Annotated in this window: 22 protein-coding genes and 1 pseudogene; all 23 read left to right on the top strand. The window is 38.5% G+C overall.

What is annotated here, in order from left to right:
• Positions 1-165: 165 nt before the first annotated feature.
• Positions 166-1362 (top strand): MobT family relaxase, encoded by a 1197-nt coding sequence (mobT, locus tag ACZ47Z_RS14850; RefSeq protein ID WP_055285970.1) that lies wholly within the window; start codon positions 166-168, stop codon positions 1360-1362.
• Positions 1363-1395: 33 nt separating this feature from the next.
• Positions 1396-1485 (top strand): annotated as a pseudogene (locus tag ACZ47Z_RS14845) (DUF3789 domain-containing protein); the annotation flags it as partial.
• 24 nt (positions 1486-1509) lie between these two features.
• Positions 1510-1731 carry a hypothetical protein gene (locus tag ACZ47Z_RS14840; RefSeq protein ID WP_003060793.1) on the top strand — a complete coding sequence of 74 codons (222 nt, stop codon included), beginning with the start codon at positions 1510-1512 and terminating at the stop codon, positions 1729-1731.
• A gap of 143 nt (positions 1732-1874) precedes the next feature.
• The gene (locus tag ACZ47Z_RS14835; protein ID WP_006857107.1) at positions 1875-2471 is read left to right on the top strand and encodes a VanZ family protein; all 597 of its coding nucleotides are present in this window, start codon (positions 1875-1877) and stop codon (positions 2469-2471) included.
• Between the two features lie 86 nt (positions 2472-2557).
• On the top strand, positions 2558-2854 hold the full coding sequence (locus tag ACZ47Z_RS14830) for a hypothetical protein (RefSeq protein WP_054752736.1): 297 nt from the start codon (positions 2558-2560) through the stop codon (positions 2852-2854).
• Entirely contained in the window at positions 2773-3276 is a 504-nt protein-coding gene (locus tag ACZ47Z_RS14825; RefSeq protein ID WP_054752738.1) for an antirestriction protein ArdA, read from the top strand. Before ACZ47Z_RS14830 ends, ACZ47Z_RS14825 begins: the two co-directional genes overlap by 82 nt.
• A 17-nt stretch (positions 3277-3293) precedes the next feature.
• A complete protein-coding gene (locus ACZ47Z_RS14820) occupies positions 3294-3797 on the top strand; it encodes an antirestriction protein ArdA (protein ID WP_002323345.1) in 504 nt (167 codons plus the stop codon).
• A gap of 118 nt (positions 3798-3915) precedes the next feature.
• Entirely contained in the window at positions 3916-4314 is a 399-nt protein-coding gene (locus tag ACZ47Z_RS14815; protein WP_003061368.1) for a conjugal transfer protein, read from the top strand.
• Positions 4292-6742, top strand: coding sequence for a conjugal transfer ATPase TcpF (tcpF, locus tag ACZ47Z_RS14810; RefSeq protein WP_117628730.1), 2451 nt, complete (start codon positions 4292-4294; stop codon positions 6740-6742). The genes ACZ47Z_RS14815 and tcpF overlap by 23 nt, the downstream gene beginning before the upstream one ends.
• Positions 6742-8937, top strand: a complete 2196-nt coding sequence (locus ACZ47Z_RS14805; RefSeq protein ID WP_117628731.1) for a CD3337/EF1877 family mobilome membrane protein — start codon at positions 6742-6744, stop codon at positions 8935-8937. The genes tcpF and ACZ47Z_RS14805 overlap by 1 nt, the downstream gene beginning before the upstream one ends.
• A complete protein-coding gene (locus ACZ47Z_RS14800) occupies positions 8934-9941 on the top strand; it encodes a bifunctional lytic transglycosylase/C40 family peptidase (RefSeq protein WP_117628732.1) in 1008 nt (335 codons plus the stop codon). The genes ACZ47Z_RS14805 and ACZ47Z_RS14800 overlap by 4 nt, the downstream gene beginning before the upstream one ends.
• A gap of 16 nt (positions 9942-9957) precedes the next feature.
• Positions 9958-10860, top strand: coding sequence for a conjugal transfer protein (locus ACZ47Z_RS14795; RefSeq protein WP_117628733.1), 903 nt, complete (start codon positions 9958-9960; stop codon positions 10858-10860).
• 144 nt (positions 10861-11004) lie between these two features.
• The gene (locus ACZ47Z_RS14790) at positions 11005-11319 is read left to right on the top strand and encodes a DUF6442 family protein (RefSeq protein ID WP_055267761.1); all 315 of its coding nucleotides are present in this window, start codon (positions 11005-11007) and stop codon (positions 11317-11319) included.
• 1 nt (position 11320) lies between these two features.
• Positions 11321-11530, top strand: a complete 210-nt coding sequence (locus tag ACZ47Z_RS14785) for a helix-turn-helix transcriptional regulator (RefSeq protein WP_005342572.1) — start codon at positions 11321-11323, stop codon at positions 11528-11530.
• A 14-nt stretch (positions 11531-11544) separates the two neighbouring features.
• Positions 11545-11874, top strand: a complete 330-nt coding sequence (locus ACZ47Z_RS14780) for a DUF3784 domain-containing protein (RefSeq protein WP_003061243.1) — start codon at positions 11545-11547, stop codon at positions 11872-11874.
• Between the two features lie 15 nt (positions 11875-11889).
• Positions 11890-12120: a hypothetical protein gene (locus tag ACZ47Z_RS14775; RefSeq protein ID WP_054752748.1), complete on the top strand. Its 231-nt coding sequence runs from the start codon at positions 11890-11892 to the stop codon at positions 12118-12120.
• A 166-nt stretch (positions 12121-12286) separates the two neighbouring features.
• Complete coding sequence (locus tag ACZ47Z_RS14770) at positions 12287-13057, top strand: ABC transporter ATP-binding protein (RefSeq protein ID WP_055056266.1); 771 nt, start codon at positions 12287-12289, stop codon at positions 13055-13057.
• Positions 13047-15014: an ABC transporter permease gene (locus tag ACZ47Z_RS14765; RefSeq protein WP_055056265.1), complete on the top strand. Its 1968-nt coding sequence runs from the start codon at positions 13047-13049 to the stop codon at positions 15012-15014. The genes ACZ47Z_RS14770 and ACZ47Z_RS14765 overlap by 11 nt, the downstream gene beginning before the upstream one ends.
• 58 nt (positions 15015-15072) lie before the next feature.
• On the top strand, positions 15073-15732 hold the full coding sequence (locus tag ACZ47Z_RS14760; RefSeq protein ID WP_015530206.1) for a response regulator transcription factor: 660 nt from the start codon (positions 15073-15075) through the stop codon (positions 15730-15732).
• Positions 15729-16733: a sensor histidine kinase gene (locus tag ACZ47Z_RS14755; protein ID WP_055267763.1), complete on the top strand. Its 1005-nt coding sequence runs from the start codon at positions 15729-15731 to the stop codon at positions 16731-16733. Before ACZ47Z_RS14760 ends, ACZ47Z_RS14755 begins: the two co-directional genes overlap by 4 nt.
• Before the next feature lie 293 nt (positions 16734-17026).
• Positions 17027-17446, top strand: a complete 420-nt coding sequence (locus tag ACZ47Z_RS14750) for an RNA polymerase sigma factor (RefSeq protein ID WP_054752756.1) — start codon at positions 17027-17029, stop codon at positions 17444-17446.
• A 1-nt stretch (position 17447) separates the two neighbouring features.
• Complete coding sequence (locus ACZ47Z_RS14745; protein ID WP_004613734.1) at positions 17448-17696, top strand: helix-turn-helix domain-containing protein; 249 nt, start codon at positions 17448-17450, stop codon at positions 17694-17696.
• Positions 17697-18130: 434 nt separating this feature from the next.
• Positions 18131-18325, top strand: a complete 195-nt coding sequence (locus tag ACZ47Z_RS14740) for a hypothetical protein (protein WP_004614488.1) — start codon at positions 18131-18133, stop codon at positions 18323-18325.
• Positions 18326-18355 lie beyond the last annotated feature (30 nt).

Here is an 18355-nt window from a genome sequence, read left to right as displayed (position 1 = left end):
TAGCCACGCCAGCAGGTAAAACCCCTCGGTATCTAACAGAGGGGTACGTTTGCAAATAGACAATAGACAAAAAACATAGGAAACATAAGGCTTCTGGCATGATTTCCTAGCAAAAATCGGTTGTGAAGTCGCCTTAAAAAACTTCACACTTGACAGATTGGGGGTATGGTTCTGAATGAAGAACAATGGATAAAAGAATTACGGGAGAAACGGGTTGCTTACGGTATCTCGCAAGGCAGGCTGGCGGTGGCTTCTGGTATCACAAGGGAATATCTCAACAAGATAGAAAGCGGAAAAATGAAGCCGTCAAAGGAACTTCTGGAAACTTTGCATAAAGAACTGGCAAGGTTCAATCCAGAAGCACCGCTTACTATGCTGTTTGATTATGTGAAAATTCGTTTTCCCACGCTGGATATACAGCACATCATCAAAGACATATTAAAACTGAATATCAATTATATGCTCCATGAAGATTACGGACATTACAGCTATACGGAGCATTATTCTTTAGGGGACATCTTTATCTATACGTCGGCTGACGAAGAAAAAGGTGTCCTTTTAGAGTTAAAGGGGCGTGGTTGCAGGCAGTTTGAAAGTTACCTGCTGGCACAACAAAGAAGCTGGTATGACTTTCTCATGGATGCACTCGTAGACGGTGGCGTGATGAAGCGTATCGACCTTGCTATCAACGACCATACGGGCATTTTGGATATTCCAGAGCTTGCAGAAAAATGCAGAAAACGGGAATATATCGGAAAATCCAGAAGTTATAAGTTTTACCAGTCGGGCGAGCTTATTAAGCACAGAGAGGACGACAGAGAATATATGGGACATACCCTTTATCTTGGTTCGCTGAAATCAGATGTGTATTTCTGTATCTATGAAAAGGACTATGAGCAGTATGTCAAGTTAGGGACACCGCTTGAAGAAGCCGACATTATCAATCGTTTTGAGATACGGCTTAGAAATGAACGAGCCTATTATGCAGTACGAGATTTGCTGACCTATTATGACGCAGAGCAGACCGCCTTTTCTATCATCAACCAGTATGTGAGGTTTGTTGATGAAGAACCAGACAAGCGAAAAAATGACTGGAAACTCAATGAACGCTGGGCTTGGTTTATCGGCGATAACAGACAGAGCTTGAAGCTGACGACAAAGCCAGAGCCTTACACCTTAGACCGTACATTGCGGTGGGTACAACGGCAGGTAGCACCGACCTTGAAAATGCTGAAAAAGATTGATAAAGGAAACGGTACAGACTACATGGAAACAATCGAACAGCAGGCAAAGCTCACAGAAAAGCATGAAATGATAATCAAACAGCAGACGACCCCTGCAAAAGATTTGGTGGAAAGTTAGGAGTGATAAAAAATGTGGGTATTATTAAAAGACTTCCTGCTGGTATCTATGGGAATGGGTATCGGCGTAGTCTTGATGTGTATTTTGAATGTCGGCAAAGAAGCTGACTATGAAATGAAATAATTAAAAGAAAGCGAGGACAATTAAATGAATTTCGGACAAAATTTGTATCAATGGTTTTTATCAAATGCACAGAGCTTGGTGCTTATGTCGATCGTGGTTATCGGTATCTACTTAGGTTTCAAGCGTGAGTTTTCCAAACTTATCGGCTTCTTGGTAGTTGCCTTAATTGCTGTCGGCTTGGTATTCAATGCTGGCGGTGTGAAAGATGTACTGTTAGAGCTGTTCAATAAGATTATCGGTGCATAAAATATTGAAATTATCTTTAATTGCAGAGCAAAAAATGATATGATAACATAAAATCTTTCATAAAAACAAAATACATTCTTTCGTGCTTTTTAAGATTTTTACTGTATCATTTTATTTAAAATTACTGTGAAAGGACGATTACTATGTTATCTACAATTTATGCTTTGCTATGTATTATAGTTCCTTGTTCCTTATACCAGCTTATTATTTGCAAGCGTCAAAACAAAAAACAAGAAAACAAAGCAATTCATTTTGTATGGGTATATATTTTTCTGTTATATATCTACTTGACGTTCTCTGTTGCAGGTATAGGTAGTATTTGGGATATTGGACATTATGATACGATTATAAGATTAGAGGAAATCAATTTATTACCGTTTCAGTCTGAGGGGATAATGACTTATGTTTTAAATATTATAATGTTTTTACCTCTGGGCTTTTTAATTCCTTTAATTTGGAAACGATACAGAAATCCTCTGAAAATTTTTATGATAGGCTTCGGTTTTTCATTATCCATTGAACTTTGCCAGTTATTCAATCGGAGAAATACAGATATTGATGATTTAATGATGAATACGCTAGGGGCAGTTATTGGATATTTTATTTGGAAATTGACAAAAAGGTTATTTAAAAATATTAACCATAAATCTATTTCTCTTTCTAAACTAGAACCTATTGTATATTTAACTCTTGCAGTTTTAGGAGAATTTCTATTATTCAACTGGAGAATTTTTCTCTAGTGCTAACAAAAATATTTACACAAAAGGCAGTTAGTCTTAGGATTGACTGCTTTTTTCGTACCTAAATTTCAGATTGGAGTGATGAAATGAACGATGTTTTTAAGGATATGCAGGTAAAAGTTGGTTGCGATTATCTTTCTGACCTGCCCTCTTACAAGCGTAAGGTGTGGCATGAAATGAAACGACTGAACCCTGCCAACTATGAAGAAAGACAGTTAGAAGATTTTTCAAAGTATGTGTTTGGTATGTCGTACCAGACCATAAAAGATGTGATGAAACAACAGAAAGGACGTGAGGAACAATGCAGGAAACAAGGGTACTGGTGGAAACGAGAGGAACAACTGGCGAAGAAACAATATCATACTGGTTCGACTTGCCGATAGATGTTGCCGAGTTTGAAGAAAAGTTAGGTGTCGGTGCAGAAAGTCAAGATTACCGTATTATCGAAAAGGTGTTGCCTTATGCTGATGAAGTCCACGAACATACAAGCGTGTACCAGCTCAACGAATTAGATTTTATGTACCGCCAGCTTTCAAGCGATATGCAGGAAGAATATGTATCACTACTTAAGGTGTTTGAGAATTTAGAAGCACTTTATATTTGCAGGAACGTGATTACGGTTTATCCCAACTGCAAAAGCATGATTGATGTTGCAAGGCAAAAGTTGATGAACGACCCGACATTTAAGCATTTATCCGAGGACTGTCAAGAATATTACTTTGACTTTGAAGCCTATGCTTCTCACTTGCAGGAACACGGGAAATTTTTAGTAACAGAACACGGTATCTTTGAACTGCCAGAGTAAGAAATGAGGTGGTGCTTATGATTGATGATATGGCGGTTTACATTGCTAATCTTGGCAAATACAATGAGGGCTATTTAGTCGGTGCTTGGTTCACGTTCCCCATTGACGAAGAAGATGTGAAAGAAAAAATCGGCTTGAATGAACAGTATGAGGAATACGCAATCCATGATACCGACAACTTCCCCATTGCGATTGGCGAGTATGTTTCCATTGAAGAACTTAATGAGATGTATGAAATGATAGAGGAACTTCCCGACTATATCGTAGAGTGTCTGGACGAATTTATCAGCCACTACGGGACGCTGGAAGAAGTCGTGGAACACAAGGACGATATTTATTATTATCCCGACTGTGAAACCATGACAGACGTTGCCTACTACTACATAGACGAATTGCAGGCACTTGGGGATATTCCACCCAGCTTGCAGAACTACATTGACTATGAAGCCTACGGGCGAGATTTGGATATGGGCGGTTGCTTTATTGAAACAAGCCGAGGTATGTGCGAGATACCATATTAACGCTGGAAGATCAGCGACAAGCATTGTTGCTACTGACAGCGTATTTCTCTTTTAAGGGACAGTCTGAAAATGGCTGTCCTTTTCTCTTTGAAGAATTTACGAAAGGAGCTGAAAGAACTTGAAAAAGATTAAATCTTATACGGGTATCTGGAACGTGGAAAAAGTCTTGTATGCAATCAATGACTTTAACTTGCCCTTTCCCGTTACTTTTACACAGATTACATGGTTTGTGATTACAGAATTTATCATCATTCTGTTTGGGGATATTCCCCCACTTTCCATGATTGAGGGAGCATTTCTCAAATACTTTGGTATTCCCGTTGCTCTCACTTGGTTTATGTCGCAGAAAACCTTTGACGGAAAGAAGCCGTACAGCTTTTTGAAATCACAGATAACCTATGCCCTGCGACCTAAAATCACTTATGCAGGAAAAGCCGTAAAACTGCATAAGCAGATACTCAATGAAACAATCACGGCAGTAAGGAGTGTGAACTATGTTCCCGATAAAATATATTGACAATAACCTTGTCTGGAATAAGGACAATGAGGTGTTTGCTTATTATGAGCTGATACCGTACAACTATTCTTTCTTATCCGCAGAGCAGAAATTTATCGTGCATGACAGCTTTCGACAGCTCATTGCACAGTCCCGTGAGGGTAAAATTCATGCGTTGCAGATTGCCACAGAAAGCTCAATACGAAGTATGCAGGAGCAGTCAAAGAAACTGGTAACGGGAAAATTAAAGGAAGTTGCCTACCAGAAGATAGACGAACAGACCGAAGCGTTAGTATCTATGATTGGGGATAATCAAGTGGACTACCGCTTTTTTCTTGGCTTTAAGCTCATGGTTACGGAAGAACAGCTCAATCTGAAGAACATCAAAAAATCGGCGTGGCTGACGTTCACGGAATTTCTCCATGAAGTGAACCATACGCTGATGAATGATTTTGTTTCCATGCCGAATGATGAAATCAACCGTTACATGAAAATGGAAAAGTTACTGGAAAATAAAATCTCCCGTCGCTTTAAGGTGCGTCGCTTGGAAATCAATGATTTTGGGTATCTCATGGAACATCTTTACGGCAGGGACGGTATCGCTTATGAAGATTATGAGTACCAGCTACCAAAGAAAGAATTGAAAAAGGAAACGCTGATAAAATACTACGACCTTATCCGTCCGACAAGGTGTGTGATTGAGGAATGCCAGCGGTATTTACGATTGGAGCATGAGGACAAGGAAAGCTATGTGTCTTATTTTACCGTCAATGCGATTGTCGGGGAGCTCGATTTTCCGTCAAGTGAAATCTTCTATTTCCAGCAACAGCAATTTACTTTTCCCGTTGATACTTCCATGAATGTAGAAATCGTGGAGAACCGAAAAGCATTAACGACAGTTCGCAACAAGAAAAAGGAATTAAAAGATTTGGATAACCACGCCTATCAAGCAGGAAGTGAAACCAGCTCAAATGTGGTGGACGCATTAGACAGCGTGGACGAGCTGGAAACGGACTTAGACCAGAGCAAAGAAAGTATGTATAAGTTAAGCTACGTCATACGGGTGTGTGCACCCGATCTTGACGAGCTGAAACGCCGTTGTGATGAAGTCAAGGACTTTTACGACGACCTCAATGTAAAGCTGGTGCGTCCTGCTGGGGATATGCTGGGGCTTCATTCTGAATTTCTTCCTGCCAGCAAGCGATATATCAATGATTATGTGCAGTATGTAAAATCAGACTTCTTGGCAGGGCTTGGGTTTGGTGCTACCCAGCAGTTAGGGGAAAACACGGGTATCTATATGGGTTATTCCGTTGATACGGGAAGAAATGTGTATCTGCAACCGTCCCTTGCCAGTCAAGGTGTAAAAGGTACAGTAACAAACGCCCTTGCTTCTGCTTTTGTCGGTTCGCTTGGCGGTGGGAAGTCGTTCTGCAACAATCTTCTGGTGTATTACTCCGTTCTCTTTGGGGGACAAGCGGTTATTTTAGACCCAAAATCAGAGCGTGGCAACTGGAAAGAAACACTCCCAGAAATCGCCCATGAAATCAATATCGTAAACCTTACCAGCGACAAGGACAATGCAGGACTTCTTGACCCATTCGTGATTATGAAGAATGTAAAAGACGCTGAAAGTCTGGCAATCGACATCTTGACATTCCTTACGGGTATTTCTTCTAGGGACGGCGAAAAATTTCCCGTACTTCGTAAGGCGGTGCGTTCCGTTACCCAAAGCGAAAAAGGAGGACTGTTACACGTCATTGAAGAATTGCGAAAAGAAGATACACCAGTATCAAGAAATATCGCAGACCATATCGACAGTTTTACGGACTATGATTTTGCACACCTGCTGTTTTCGGACGGTACGGTAGAAAATGCTATCAGTCTGGATAATCAGCTCAATATCATTCAAGTAGCCGACCTTGTACTGCCAGATAAAGATACCACTTTTGAGGAATACACGACCATTGAATTATTGTCGGTGTCTATGCTGATTGTGATTAGTACCTTTGCCCTTGATTTTATCCATTCGGACAGAAGCATTTTTAAGATTGTCGATTTGGACGAAGCGTGGGCGTTTTTAAATGTGGCACAAGGCGAAACCTTATCAAATAAGCTGGTGCGTGCTGGACGAGCTATGCAGGCAGGCGTTTATTTTGTTACCCAGTCTGCCTATGACGTGTCAAAGGAAAGTCTGAAAAACAATATCGGCTTGAAGTTTGCATTTCGTAGTACCGACTTGGGCGAGATAAAACAGACCTTAGAATTTTTCGGTATCGACAAGGACGACGAGAACAACCAGAAACGGCTTCGTGATTTGGAGAACGGACAATGCTTATTGCAGGACTTATACGGGCGTGTCGGTGTGGTGCAGATACACCCAGTCTTTGAAGAACTGCTACACGCCTTTGATACCAGACCGCCCGTACAGAGAAATGAGGTGGAGTGATGAAAGAAAGGATAAAAGGTGCGTTCACAAAAAAGAAGATTTTCCACTTTCTCAAAATGGCTCTGTTCGTGGTGGCACTCTCCCTTATCCTGCTTTCACTTCTGGGGACGGTGGCTCATGCGACGGGGCTTGTGGACGATACCATAAACGCAGAAAATCTTTACTCAAAATATCCCCTTTCCAACTACCAGCTTGATTTTTATGTGGATAATAGCTGGTCGTGGCTTCCGTGGAACTGGCTGGACGGTATCGGAAAATCGGTGCAATACGGGCTTTACTGCATTACCAACTTTGTCTGGACGATAAGCCTTTATTTAAGCAATGCTACGGGCTATGTGGTGCAGGAAGCCTACAAACTTGATTTTATTAACGATATGGCAGACAGTATCGGAAAAAGCATACAGACCCTTGCAGGTGTAACACAGAACGGCTTTTCTTCTACGGGCTTCTATATCGGTTTTCTGCTTCTCATTATCTTAGTGGTGGGACTTTATGTTGCCTATACGGGACTGATAAAAAGAGAAACCAGCAAGGCACTTCACGCCGTTATCAACTTTGTGGTGGTATTCGTGTTGTCTGCTTCATTTATTGCCTATGCTCCCGATTACATCAAAAAGATAAATGAGTTTTCATCAGACATCAGTACCGCTTCACTTGACTTGGGAACAAAAATCATGCTCCCCAACTCTGACAGTGAGGGCAAGGACAGCGTGGACTTGATACGGGACAGCTTATTTTCCATTCAAGTGGAACAGCCGTGGTTACTCTTACAATTCGGGAACAGCAACGCAGAGGAAATCGGGACAGACCGTGTGGAAGCTCTCGTATCGGCAAGCCCAGAGGACGAGGACGGCAAGACCAGAGAGGAAGTCGTGAAAACAGAAATCGAGGACAACGACAACAACAATCTGACGATACCGCAGGTCGTGAACCGTTTAGGCATGGTGTTCTTCCTATTGTTTTTTAACCTAGGGATAACGATATTTGTATTCTTGCTTACGGGCATGATGTTATTTAGCCAGATACTTTTTATTATCTTCGCTATGTTTCTGCCTATCAGTTTTCTACTCTCCATGATACCGAGTTATGAAAGCATGGCAAAGCAGGCAATCGTAAGGGTGTTTAATACCATAATGACACGGGCAGGAATAACGCTCATTGTAACGGTGGCGTTCAGCATTTCCAGTATGTTTTATAACATATCTACGGACTATCCGTTTTTCATGGTGGCGTTCTTGCAGATAGTGTGTTTCGCTGGTATCTACATGAAGCTGGGCGACTTAATGAGTATGTTCTCTTTGAATGCTAACGACAGTCAAAGCATGGGACGAAGAATTTTCCGCAGACCATATCTATACTTGGCACATAGGGCTAGACGTATGGAAAGACGGCTTGCTGGTGCGGTTACTGCTGGCGGTGTCGCTGGTGCGGTGGCAGGTAGCACGATTTCAAACAGAAAACCGACAAGGAACACAGCTACAAAAGACAGTCGGGGCAATACCACTTCCAGCATGGGACAGCGTGCAGGCTCAAAGGTGGGTGCTGTCTTAGATACGAAAAATAAAGTGAAAGACAAGGCAAATGCTGTCAAAGAAAATATCAAGGATATGCCGACACAGACCGCTTATGCGGTGTATTCCGCAAAGGAAAAGGCAAAGTCCAGCGTGTCCGACTTCAAGCGTGGCATGGTGCAGGAACAGCAGTCCAGACAGACGGGACGATTGGAAAAGCAGGAACAGCATAGACAAAATATCGCTGACAAGCGTATGGAGCTTCAAAAGGCACAAGAAACAAGGCAGGCACAGCGAAAGGCTGACGGATCAGCGACAACGGGAGCTACCCGTCCCCATGAGCGACCAGCCACAGCTTCAACCATTCCAAAGCCGAGTGTTGAAAAAACGCAGGAAGTCAAACGTCCTGCCACAGCGACCACTTCAAAAGCAAGCGAGCCAGTCAAGACAAATGTTATCAAAGAGCGTCCATTATCTTCTGGTGCTTCTGATAGGAAAGCGACCCAGTCTGCACAGCCAGTACATAGGCAGAATGTAGAAAAAGTGGTATCGCAGGAAACACGCCAGAATTACACAAAAGACCGTAGGACAAAGGTTCAGCAGACGCAAACCGTCCAAAAGAACCAGCAGACAACAGAGAAAACTCGTAACCTTGTGATGAAGAAAGGACAGAAGAAAAAATGAAACTGAAACATATCGCTATCATTGGCAGTCTGTTTCCTATCCTCTTTTCTATGGTGCTTTTCTTTGGTGTGTTGATTAGTGCGGACAGCGACGACGAGAACAGCAACTTTTCTTCTGGCATTACGGGTATGAATTTGTCCGCAGAAGTCTTGAAACATCAGCCTATGGTAGAAAAATACGCCAGAGAATACGGCATTTCCGAGTATGTCAATGTGCTATTGGCTATCATTCAAGTAGAAAGTGGCGGTACGGCAGAAGATGTTATGCAGAGTTCGGAAAGTCTTGGCTTACCGCCCAACTCTTTAGATACGGAAAGCTCAATCAAGCAGGGGTGTAAATATTTTGCGTCCCTGCTTTCTTCCTGCAAAAATCAAGGTATCGACGATTTGAATGTAGCGATACAGTCCTATAATTACGGCGGTGGCTATGTGGGATATGTGGCTGGAAACGGGAAAAAGCATACCTTTAATCTTGCAGAAAATTTTGCCCGTGAGAAGTCGGGCGGTAAAAAAGTAACCTACACCAACCCGATAGCCGTTGCGAAGAACGGGGGCTGGCGGTATGGCTATGGAAATATGTTCTATGTGGAATTAGTCAATCAATATTTGACTGTGGCACACTTTGATAATGCGACAGCACAAGCGATTATGAATGAAGCGTTGAAATATCAAGGCTGGAAGTATGTGTATGGTGGCAGTAACCCGAACACTTCCTTTGATTGTAGCGGACTTGTGCAATGGTGCTATGGAAAAGTTGGTATCTCCTTACCGAGAACCGCACAAGCACAGTATGACGCTACCCAACATCTTCCGCTTTCGCAGGCAAAGGCTGGGGACTTGGTGTTTTTTCATTCTACCTATAACGCTGGTTCGTATGTAACCCATGTGGGAATATATGTGGGAAATAACAAAATGTACCATGCAGGCGACCCGATAGGATATGCAGACCTAAGTAGTAGTTACTGGCAACAGCACTTAATCGGTGCAGGACGAGTAAAACAATAGAAAGGACTTGAAAAATATGTTTAAGAAGAATAAGAAACAGACAGAAAATGTCAAAGAAAAAAAGGTGCGTACTGTCAAGGTAGGCATATATAAGAAAACCGTGATTGCGTTATGGGTGGTGCTTATCGCAAGCGTGAGCTTTGGGGTATATAAGAATTTTACCGCTATCGACCAGCACACGACCCACGAAAAAGAAATCATTGAGCTTCGCTTGCAGGACACCAACGGGATTGAAAATTTTGTGAAGAACTTCGCAAAGTCCTATTACATATGGAATAACAGCAAAGAAGCGATTGAAGCAAGGACGCAGGCAATCAGCGGTTATCTGACAAAGGAATTGCAGGACTTGAATGGTGATACAATCAGAACGGATATACCGACCAGCTCCACAGTTACAGATGTGATTGTGTGGAGTATCGAACAGTTGGGAACGGACACTTTTTCTGCTACCTACGAAGTAGATCAGCAGATAAAAGAGGGAGAACAGACAAGCAATGTGAAAGCAACCTATACCGTAAAAGTCCATATAGACGCTGACGGGGATATGGTAATCGTTCAGAACCCTACCCTTGCACCAGCAATCGAAAAATCAGACTATGAGCCTAAGACATCAGAAGCAGACGCAAGTGTAGACGCTGATACTGTAAACGACGCTACCGCATTTCTGGAAACATTCTTTAAGCTGTACCCAACAGCGACGGAAAAAGAGCTTGCTTACTATGTATTGGGAAATGTGATTGAACCTATCGGCAGGGACTACATTTATTCTGAACTGGTAAACCCTATCTTTATAAAGGACGGCGACAATGTGAAAGTCAAGGTTGCGGTAAAATTCATTGATAATCAGACAAAAGCGACGCAGGTATCGCAGTATGAGCTTGTGCTACATAAGGATAGTAACTGGAAGATTGTAGGATAAATGATATAGCGTGCATTTCCTATCAGATTTGCACGCTTTTACAAAACGACAAGAAAACTGTGCAAAAATATTGACTTGTAATGACCGAATGCTATAATATAAATGACAAGTGTACTTGGTATTATTTGAAAGGAGCGTTATATAATGGATAAAGAAAAAATACTATCACAAAACAAAAAAGAGAATCTATATCTTGATGAATACGAAAAACATATTAAACTTCAAGGGAAATCTTTTGGCTTAATGTTTGTTTTATTTATCTGCATTTTAATTCTTTTCATTAAAGCAGTTTGTAAAGAACCTTACTATGACATAATGACAATTATTGGGTCTGTGGCATTTGGCTCTATGGGTTATGAAGCACATATTTCAAAAAATAAATCCAAATTTGTTATTGCTTTATTCTTTCTTCTATTTATGGGGTATTACTTTTATAAATTTTTAATGATAGGTTTATAGAATGGACGAACATTTAATTTTGCGAAACAGATTAAAAACTGTACGAAAAGAAAAAAAATTATCACAAACAGAATTAGCTGAACTAGTCGGGGTTTCTCGGAATACAATTAGTTCTATTGAAACTGGACAATTTAATCCAACAGCAAAATTGGCATTAGTGCTTTGTATAGCTTTAGATAAAAAATTTGAAGAATTATTTTATTTTGATTAAAGGAGAGAACGATTATGGAATTAGAGGAATTGATTGTTGAAATAGTTATAGGATTGTTTTTACTTTTTACATCTTATCAAATAGGAATAAAAGAGAATATTACTTTATTACATGGTTATCATTATACACAACTTGACCCTAAAGATAAAAAGGTGTTTACAAAAAAAATAGGAATAGGCACTTTACTGGTTAGTATTGGTATTCTTGTTATGCCGATTATCAATTTAATCTCTCATTCTGAATTAGGCTATTACATAGGTCTTATTTTGATTGTTGTAGGAGTGTTTTATATCATATTCATCATTGTAAAATACAACGGAAAACTTATTAGCTTTAAAAAGTAGAATTGAGGTATGAATATGATAGGACTGAACAAAAGAGATATAAAAAAGGCATTGAAAGCTGGTGCAAAGGCTGGCGGTGTATCATTGGCTGATGTTCGGGCGGATATAGAAGCTACGATTGATGAAGCTATTAACAGCACCGACCCAGAAGTGCAGGCAAATTTCAAAAAGTATTTTGGAAATAAACGCCCTACACCAGAGGAATACATTTATACCATTACGAAAAAGACAAAGGTAAAATTATAATAAAAGGGTCGTGGAAATGCTTCACAGAATTGTGATCTGCATTATCACGGCTCTTTTACTCTCTGTTTACTTTCAAAACTGTAAGTGTAATTGAATACTGCCCTTGCTATAATTTAATTGTATTCCAAAACAAATAAATGTGGCAGGAAGAAAGGAGCGATTTTTAATGGAACACATTTTAAATTTAGAGCAAGTAAAAAAATACTATGGGGGTAATTCTGGAAATATCACAAAGGCAGTAGACGGTATTTCTATGTATGTAGACAAGGGCGAATTTGTCGCAATCATGGGAGCTAGTGGTTCTGGAAAGACTACCCTATTAAACTGTATCTCTACGATTGATACTGTAACCAGTGGACACATTACAGTCAATAATCAAGATATTACAAAAATCAAGGATAAAGATTTTGCTGATTTCAGACGTGAAAATCTAGGGTTCATTTTTCAAGATTTCAACCTTTTAGATACTTTAACGATTGAAGAAAACATTTCTTTGTCATTGGTAATCAACAAACAGAACCCTGCTGATATTGACAAACGAGTTCATGCTATCGCTGATAAATTGGGTATTCGTGATATTTTATCGAAATTTCCTTATGAAGTTTCTGGCGGACAAAAACAGCGTTGTGCTTGTGCAAGAGCCTTAATCAATGAACCGAAACTGATATTAGCTGATGAACCGACGGGAGCTTTGGACTCAAAAGCTTCCAGATTATTACTGGAAACAATGTCTGAAATCAACAAGAAAATGCAGGCTACTATTTTAATGGTAACACATGACCCGTTTAGTGCGTCTTTCTGTGAACGTATTTTGTTCTTGAAAGACGGTAAAATATTCAATGAAATTTTCAGAGGGGAAAAAAGCAGAAAAGATTTCTTCAATGAAATACTGGATATATTAACCTTGCTTGGAGGTGAAGTGGGAAATGTTAGGTAAGTTAGCGTATAGAAATACAAAAAGAAATATTAAAGATTATTTGATTTATCTGATAACCGTTACTGCATCCGTTTCTCTTATATTTGCTTTTAATTTGGTGGCAAGCTCTGATGAAATTGTAAAGTTATGTTCCAGTATGGATGCATTTAAGAATTCATTGTTCGCTGTAAATATCCTTATTATTTTTGTGATATGCTTTTTGATCAACTATACAACGAAATTTATGTTTGAAAAAAGAAGTAAAGAATTAGGAACATATATGCTTCTTGGCATTAAGAAAAAAGAAATTGCCCACTTAGTTATAATTGAAAATATACTGTTGGGAATTTTAGCATTTGTATTAGCTATTCCTATTGGCTTTTTATTCAGCCAGTTTGTGTCGTTAGTAATTGTAAACTTACTGGGTATTCCAAAAACTCTCTTTATTTCTTTGAATTTTGTTTCTATTGGACTATTGATAATTTGTTTTTTAACTATTTATGTTTTGGTTTTACTTAATCTATTAAGAAGAATAAGTAAAATGACGATACGTGATTTTCTTTACTTTGATAAACAAAATGAAAAGAAAATGTTCCGTGACAGTAAAAAAAGAAATGTCATTTTTGTTTTAAGTATTATTCTTGGTGCGATTTCTCTTTTTCTCTGGAATTCACGTTGTACTATGGATAATTTTAATAAGCAAGAAACACTTACCTATTTGATGGTGAGCGTAATCATGTTGATTATCAGCATTTATGGTATATCTACAACTTGTGCAGATATGTTCTTGACTGTTTTGTTAAAGAATAAAAAAATGAAATATCAAAATGACAATCTGTTTGTAGCAAGAACATTTGCTTCTAAAGCAAGAACAATGAGCTTCACATTTGGTACATTGTCTATGTTGATTTTAACTTCACTGCTGGCTCTGAATTATTCTAGTATCAACAAAGCTTCGTATGATATCAGCGTGAATTTAAATGCACCATATGATGTACAACTCTTTGATGATAAGCAGGTATTTGATGAATATATTCGAGTAATTGAAGAAGAATATACGATTGATAATACCATTGAGTACGACATTTATAAAGAGCCGAATCATCAGGTACAAAATTTCTTCCAATCAGAATATTATGATTTTGACCCAGTCTTGAAGTTAAGTGATTATAATAGGTTACTAGAATTAAGAAAGATGCCGTTGCTTTCTTTAAATGATAACGAATACTATATAGTTACAAATAGCAAGTTTGCATATGAGGTTGAAGATAACAAAGACATTGAAACTATAACAGTAGCAAATAAAAATTTGAAATTAAAAGGATATGACACTAAGTCTTATTGGAACTCTATAACTAATACTGGCAGATTTGTTGTTGTACTTCCAGATAAATATGTTCAAGGACTTGAAGTATCAGAAAATCATTTGATTATAGATACAAAAGAAGAAACAGATGCAGAATTAGAAAACAAGATAAAAGAAGATATGCAACATCAATTAGTAAAGGTTGATAAAAATGGAGAAATAAATGACGAATCGTATAGAGTAAATGTAAGAGGTGCAGAAATAGAACAACAAAAAGCAATGGTTGCAATAGTAGCCAGTCTGTTTATGTACATTGCATTTATCTTGATTTCCGCAGTAGGGACAATTTTGGCAGTTCAATCATTGAGCGACTCTACTAAATACAAATATCGCTACTTGACCTTGCGAAGATTAGGAATAAATGATAAGTCGCTATTTAAGACAATCAGAAAACAATTATTGATATTATTTTGTGTCCCTGCAATATCAGCAATATTATGTTCTTTTGTGATGATGTCGTCATTGAATAATGTGTATCAACAAATTTTGGGAGATAAACACCTTTATCTAATCTACTTTGGCTTGAATTTAATTATCTTCTTCCTAATTTATAGTATTTACTGGATTGCAACGTATATTGGTTTTAAACGAAATATCAACGAGGAGAGTTAGACTTTTCTAGCTCTCCTACTGTGAAATTATTATAATGATAAATCAAGGGGGTGTTGAAATGAGAATAGCAATTATCGAAGATGATGAAATCACTCGTTTGGAGCTTTCTAAATTATTGAACACACAAGGATATGAAACAGTTTTATTGACTGACTTTGGAAACCTGACAGATGAATTAAAGCAATATTCCATAGAACTGGTTCTGCTTGATATTAACCTGCCGTATGAGAATGGCTATGAAGTATGCAGGAAAATAAAACAAGTCATGCCAGTACCGATTATCTTTGTAACAAGCAGAGATACAAATGCTGACGAATTGAAAAGTATTCAAGTGGGTGGGATTGACTTCATAACAAAGCCGTATGACACGCTTATTCTTCTTGAGAAGATCAAGCGTGCATTGCAGTTGTCAAACCCGAATAATTTCCGTGAGCTTGTCAAAAAAGATTGTACCCTTGATTTACATTTATCCATTTTGAAGTATCAAGAGCAAAGCATTGAACTGACAAGAAATGAATTTCGTATTTTGTACTACTTCTTTATGAACGAAGATAAAGTTATTAGCAAAGAAGAACTATTGGAAAAGCTGTGGAATGACAAATATTATATAGACGAAAATGTATTATTGGTTAATATGACCCGTCTAAAAAAGAAAATGAAAGAAATCGGTATTGTTCATTTATTGGAAAATATACGAGGAAAGGGTTGGAAACTGTGAGTTTTTTTACATTCTTAGAAGAAAAAATAACAGAGATATTGTTTCAGCTTTTCTTTCTTGCCGTAGTAGCATTTCTCTTGATTTTCTACGGTGTAGATACGCTGTTTGTTGTATCGTTGGTAATTCTGTTCATCAGCATACAAGGGCTTTTTCAATGGTGTTTGTATCGGAAGAAACGTAACGTTTCACAACATATTATTGATTTAGTAGACGGACTGGAAGAAACCTATTATATTGCAGACGTTTTACCAAAGCCAAAAGAATTTCAAAATAAAGCCTATTGCTACGCACTAAAAAAAGCCTGCAAATCTATGAATGATGAAATCGGCAAAATCACAGAGGAAAAGCAGGACTATCAAGAATATGTGGAAAGTTTCGTCCATGAAATTAAAATACCGATAGGAGCATTGTCTTTGACGTTTGACAATACAAAAAATTACACATTAAAAAAAGAAACAGACAAAATATTTCAGTTAGTGGAACAAATGCTCTACTATGCAAGAAGCGAAAATACGGAAAAGGACTATTTTGTAAAACAGTTGCAGTTAGACGAAGTGATACATAATGTCATTCTGAAATTCCGTCATTCGCTTATGGAAAGAAAAACAATTATCAATATCCATGACATAGAAAATGTCATTTATACTGATGAAAAATGGCTGACATTCATTCTATCTCAAATCGTGCAAAATGCGATTAAGTATTTTGATAAGCAAGAAAATAAACTGACGATATACAGTCAAGACAATGGTACAAATATATTGTTTGTGATTGAAGATAATGGTTGTGGAATAAAAGCGTCTGATTTATCCCGTGTATTTGAAAAAGGTTTTACGGGTTCAAATAGAAACAAGGCAAATGCAACGGGTATGGGACTGTATCTATCGAAAAAATTATGCGATAGGTTGGGCTTGAAATTGGATATTGCTTCTACGGAAAAAGAATATACAAGACTGACCATTACATTTCCAAAAGGAACAGTTCATAATTTTTCAGAGTAATTTGAAAACCATGCCAACATTGATACGGTGCTTTAAGGGGGCTTGCATTATGGAAAACTTTAAGTACAATTATTTGCAATCAAATTCCACCTAATAGCACACTATTAAAAATTGAATATGTTTTAGCTTTAAAGGCTCGTACAGACTATATGTTTTGTGCGGGCTTTTTTCATACCCGAAAAAAATTTAAAAATTTTTCAAAAGAGGTCATTAAATCACACCTTTCATTCCCTATATGGTGCGGAAAGAGGGATAAACACTTTTCAAATCATAGTGGAAAGGGGGTGAGATTGATGAAACCGTCTGACTTCCAGAAAACAGTTCAATGTCGCTTTGAAAGTTGTTTGAAGAAAGTTGTCCGTCATGTTGTAAAGGACTACCAACAAGGATTGAAACGACGAAAAGATAAAGAAATTCCATTCTGTGAACTTCCAGAAATTTTCGTTGAAAATTTTGCTGTGAGGGACGACTACGAAACAGATTATACAATCTTTTCAGTATGTGGCATTGATATTCGTGTCCTTGATGATGAGCTGGCAGAAGCCTTGAAAAAACTTCCAGAAAGAAAGAGAAATACTCTGTTAATGTATTACTTCTTGGAAATGACAGAAAGTGAAATTGCCAACTTACAAAAGATTACGCAAAGCGGTGTATTTAGAAACCGACATCATGCTTTGGAAACTATGAAAAAAATACTAAAGGAGAAGCAGTAAAATGAAGCAAACATTTAAGAAGCCGTCCTACTATTTGCTTTCGCAAGCAATGGACGGGGACGAAAAAGCGATTGAAAAAATACTGGCATTTTATGACCCGTACATATCAAAGTGCTGTTTGCGCCCACTTTATGATGAATACGGCAATGTCTATATTGTTGTAGATATGGAGTTAAAGGGACTTATCCGAGAAGCACTTATCAAAATGATTTTAGGGTTTGATATTGCCTTAGAAATCGAAGAAGAATAAGCAGTTTTTAGCAGACCATGGTTTAATGTCCCCCTCTTTCCTGCTCTGCCCTGCTTTTACATGAAAGCAACACGCTTTCGCCACAGCTCTTTGACAACTGAATAAAGCAGACAGATACGTTTGTGAGATAGCGAGCCACGGGGACTGTACGCCACGACCTTTCCAAAAGAAAGCGAGCGACCCACGCAGTGATCCGAGAGCGACTGTTGGAAAAGTCGTTTTGCCATGACCTATCCTCACAGAATAATGATACGTCCGCATGGTGCGGTTCTGCCCACAAGAATGGGAATAGTTGAGATACTAATGGAGCTTTCCAAAGCCGTCTGTCTGCTTATGTAACTTATAAATAGACACACAGTAAAGGGGGTGTTACATTATGTTAAATACTGATGTGTTAAATGATGTGATGTTCCAGCGAGGTAAGGTGTTGGAATATGAATAAAACGAAGATAAGAGCAACGGAACAGCCGATTGCTGTTGATATAGAGGGACTGTCTGCTATGTTATCTTGTGGTCGTGCTACTGCAAGAAAGATTGGCGAGCAGGCAGGAGCAAAAATTGTGATAGGTCGCAGGGTTCTTTATTCCATAGAAAAAGTCAAGAAATACTTGTTATATTTGGAAGAATAGAGCGATTTTCTATTTATGTTCTCTGGCGTG

The sequence above is a fragment of the Mediterraneibacter faecis genome (assembly GCF_055383675.1).
The sequence above is the reverse complement of the archived record's forward strand: the minus strand, read 5'-3'. Positions and strand labels throughout refer to the sequence as shown.

What these genes read in the sequence shown, in the direction of transcription:
- ACZ47Z_RS14820 (WP_002323345.1), top strand. Translation starts at nt 3,294, where the DNA reads ATGATTGATGATATGGCGGTTTACATTGCTAATCTTGGCAAATACAAT.
- ACZ47Z_RS14830 (WP_054752736.1), top strand. Translation starts at nt 2,558, where the DNA reads ATGAACGATGTTTTTAAGGATATGCAGGTAAAAGTTGGTTGCGATTAT.
- mobT (WP_055285970.1), top strand. Translation starts at nt 166, where the DNA reads ATGGTTCTGAATGAAGAACAATGGATAAAAGAATTACGGGAGAAACGG.
- ACZ47Z_RS14835 (WP_006857107.1), top strand. Translation starts at nt 1,875, where the DNA reads ATGTTATCTACAATTTATGCTTTGCTATGTATTATAGTTCCTTGTTCC.
- ACZ47Z_RS14745 (WP_004613734.1), top strand. Translation starts at nt 17,448, where the DNA reads ATGAAGCAAACATTTAAGAAGCCGTCCTACTATTTGCTTTCGCAAGCA.
- ACZ47Z_RS14795 (WP_117628733.1), top strand. Translation starts at nt 9,958, where the DNA reads ATGTTTAAGAAGAATAAGAAACAGACAGAAAATGTCAAAGAAAAAAAG.
- ACZ47Z_RS14770 (WP_055056266.1), top strand. Translation starts at nt 12,287, where the DNA reads ATGGAACACATTTTAAATTTAGAGCAAGTAAAAAAATACTATGGGGGT.
- ACZ47Z_RS14775 (WP_054752748.1), top strand. Translation starts at nt 11,890, where the DNA reads ATGATAGGACTGAACAAAAGAGATATAAAAAAGGCATTGAAAGCTGGT.
- ACZ47Z_RS14785 (WP_005342572.1), top strand. Translation starts at nt 11,321, where the DNA reads ATGGACGAACATTTAATTTTGCGAAACAGATTAAAAACTGTACGAAAA.
- ACZ47Z_RS14790 (WP_055267761.1), top strand. Translation starts at nt 11,005, where the DNA reads ATGGATAAAGAAAAAATACTATCACAAAACAAAAAAGAGAATCTATAT.
- ACZ47Z_RS14800 (WP_117628732.1), top strand. Translation starts at nt 8,934, where the DNA reads ATGAAACTGAAACATATCGCTATCATTGGCAGTCTGTTTCCTATCCTC.
- ACZ47Z_RS14750 (WP_054752756.1), top strand. Translation starts at nt 17,027, where the DNA reads ATGAAACCGTCTGACTTCCAGAAAACAGTTCAATGTCGCTTTGAAAGT.
- ACZ47Z_RS14765 (WP_055056265.1), top strand. Translation starts at nt 13,047, where the DNA reads ATGTTAGGTAAGTTAGCGTATAGAAATACAAAAAGAAATATTAAAGAT.
- ACZ47Z_RS14760 (WP_015530206.1), top strand. Translation starts at nt 15,073, where the DNA reads ATGAGAATAGCAATTATCGAAGATGATGAAATCACTCGTTTGGAGCTT.
- ACZ47Z_RS14780 (WP_003061243.1), top strand. Translation starts at nt 11,545, where the DNA reads ATGGAATTAGAGGAATTGATTGTTGAAATAGTTATAGGATTGTTTTTA.
- ACZ47Z_RS14740 (WP_004614488.1), top strand. Translation starts at nt 18,131, where the DNA reads ATGAATAAAACGAAGATAAGAGCAACGGAACAGCCGATTGCTGTTGAT.
- ACZ47Z_RS14840 (WP_003060793.1), top strand. Translation starts at nt 1,510, where the DNA reads ATGAATTTCGGACAAAATTTGTATCAATGGTTTTTATCAAATGCACAG.
- tcpF (WP_117628730.1), top strand. Translation starts at nt 4,292, where the DNA reads ATGTTCCCGATAAAATATATTGACAATAACCTTGTCTGGAATAAGGAC.
- ACZ47Z_RS14825 (WP_054752738.1), top strand. Translation starts at nt 2,773, where the DNA reads ATGCAGGAAACAAGGGTACTGGTGGAAACGAGAGGAACAACTGGCGAA.
- ACZ47Z_RS14805 (WP_117628731.1), top strand. Translation starts at nt 6,742, where the DNA reads ATGAAAGAAAGGATAAAAGGTGCGTTCACAAAAAAGAAGATTTTCCAC.